General features: G+C 68.5%; 2 protein-coding genes. One reads left to right on the top strand and one right to left on the bottom strand.

What is annotated here, in order from left to right:
• Positions 1-1153, bottom strand: a 1153-nt coding sequence (aceB, locus tag VF697_RS08620; RefSeq protein ID WP_331093142.1) for a malate synthase A, incomplete at its 3' end; no start/stop codon positions are given.
• A 249-nt stretch (positions 1154-1402) separates the two neighbouring features.
• Here aceB and VF697_RS08615 point away from each other — a divergent pair.
• On the top strand, positions 1403-1729 hold a 327-nt coding region (locus VF697_RS08615), incomplete at its 3' end, for a PspC domain-containing protein (RefSeq protein ID WP_331093140.1).

The raw sequence follows: 1729 nt of genomic DNA, 5'->3' as shown, positions 1-1729 counted from the left end.
GGTGGGCCACCCAGGTGCCGTCATGGCCGTCACGCGCCTCGCGCTCCTTGTCGGTGCGCACCTTGGCCATGGCCGCCTCGTTGGCGGCCGGGTCGCTCTTGATGGGGATGAAGGCCGCCATGCCGCCCATCGCGTGGACGTTGCGGCGGTGGCACACCTGGATGAGGCGCAGCGAGTAGTTGTGCAGGAAGGCCTTGTCCATCGTCACCTGCCCGCGGTCGGGCAGGACGAACTGGGGGTCGGCCTGCAGCTTCTTGATGAAGCTGAAGATGTAGTCCCAGCGGCCGCAGTTGAGCCCCGCCGAGTGCTCGCGCAGCTCGTAGAGGATTTCGTCCATCTCGAAGGCGGCCGGCAGCGTCTCGATGAGGACGGTGGCCTTGATGGAGCCGCGCGCCACGCCCAGCTCGCTCTGGGCCAGGTGGAACACGTCGTTCCACAGCCGGGCCTCCAGGTGGCTCTCCATCTTGGGCAGGTAGAAGTAGGGGCCGCTGCCCTTCTCCAGAAGCGCGCGCGCGTTGTGGAAGAAGTAGAGGCCGAAGTCGAAGAGCGAGGCGGACACGGGCTTGCCATCCACCTCCAGGTGGCGCTCCAGCAGGTGCCAGCCGCGGGGCCGGCAGAAGAGCACGGCCGTCTTCTCGTGCAGCGCGTAGTGCTTGCCGGTGTCGGCGGCGGTGTAGCTGATGGTGCCGCGCACCGCGTCGCGCAGGTTGAGCTGCCCGCGCACCACGTTGTCCCAGGTGGGGCTGTTGGCGTCCTCGAAGTCCGCCATGAAGACGCTGGCCCCCGAGTTGAGCGCGTTGATGATCATCTTGCGCTCCACCGGGCCGGTGATCTCCACGCGCCGGTCGAGCAAGTCGGGGGGCAGCGGGGCGACGGTCCACTCCGACTCCCGGAGGTCCTTCGTCTCCGGGAGGAACCGCGGCCGCTCGCCCTTGTCATAGGCGGCCTGCACCGCCTTGCGCCGCTCCAGCAGGGCCTCGCGCCGGCTCCCGAAGGTGCGCGCCAGCTTCGCCACGAACTCGAGCGCCTCGGAGGTGAGGATGGCCTCGTACTCGGGCAGCCACGTCCCCCGGATGGAGACACCCTGTACCGCGGGACGGTGTCCCTCGGTACGTTGCGCGGAGGGGGTGGAGGAGGGGACGGCCGCGTCCATGCAAAGCTCCTTGGCGGGGTGCGTTGTAAAAGGCGCCAACGCGCCAGAATCTGTACCTGCTGAGACTCAAGCGGAAGGGGTTGTGAACGGAAGTCGACAGGTTTGTAAGGCCGTCAACAGGACCGGGATTAAATTTGTAAATTGACTGACGTGAAAACGGGGAAGCGCGGGGCGATGCAATGGGGGGCAACCTGCGTCGTAGGGAGGAATGAGGCCAGGGGTGCAAGGGCCTCTTCGAGGAGAGGTGCCATGGACGCAACGAAGCGGTGCGAGGCGTGCAGGATGGACATCCGGGCCGAGGCGACCCGGTGCCCGCATTGCCGCGAGCGGCAGCCGGGGGCGGAGCCGATGCACCGTGGAGGCGCGGGGCGGGTGCTGGGCGGGGTGTGCACGGCGCTGGCGCGGCAGCTCGGGCTGGACGTGGCGCTGGTGCGGGTGGCGTTCGTGCTGGCGCTGGCGATGTCCGGTGGGACGGCGCTGATGGTGTACCTGCTGCTGTGGGGGCTCACGCCGGCGTCGGCCACGGCGAAGGCGCCCGTGCAGCAGTTGGTGGACTGGCTGGCGCGGGTGACGAAC

Origin of the sequence: Archangium sp. (assembly GCF_036388035.1) — a bacterium.
GTDB lineage: Bacteria > Myxococcota > Myxococcia > Myxococcales > Myxococcaceae > Archangium.
Note: the sequence above shows the minus strand (reverse complement) of the source record. Positions and strands in the feature narration are given on the sequence as shown.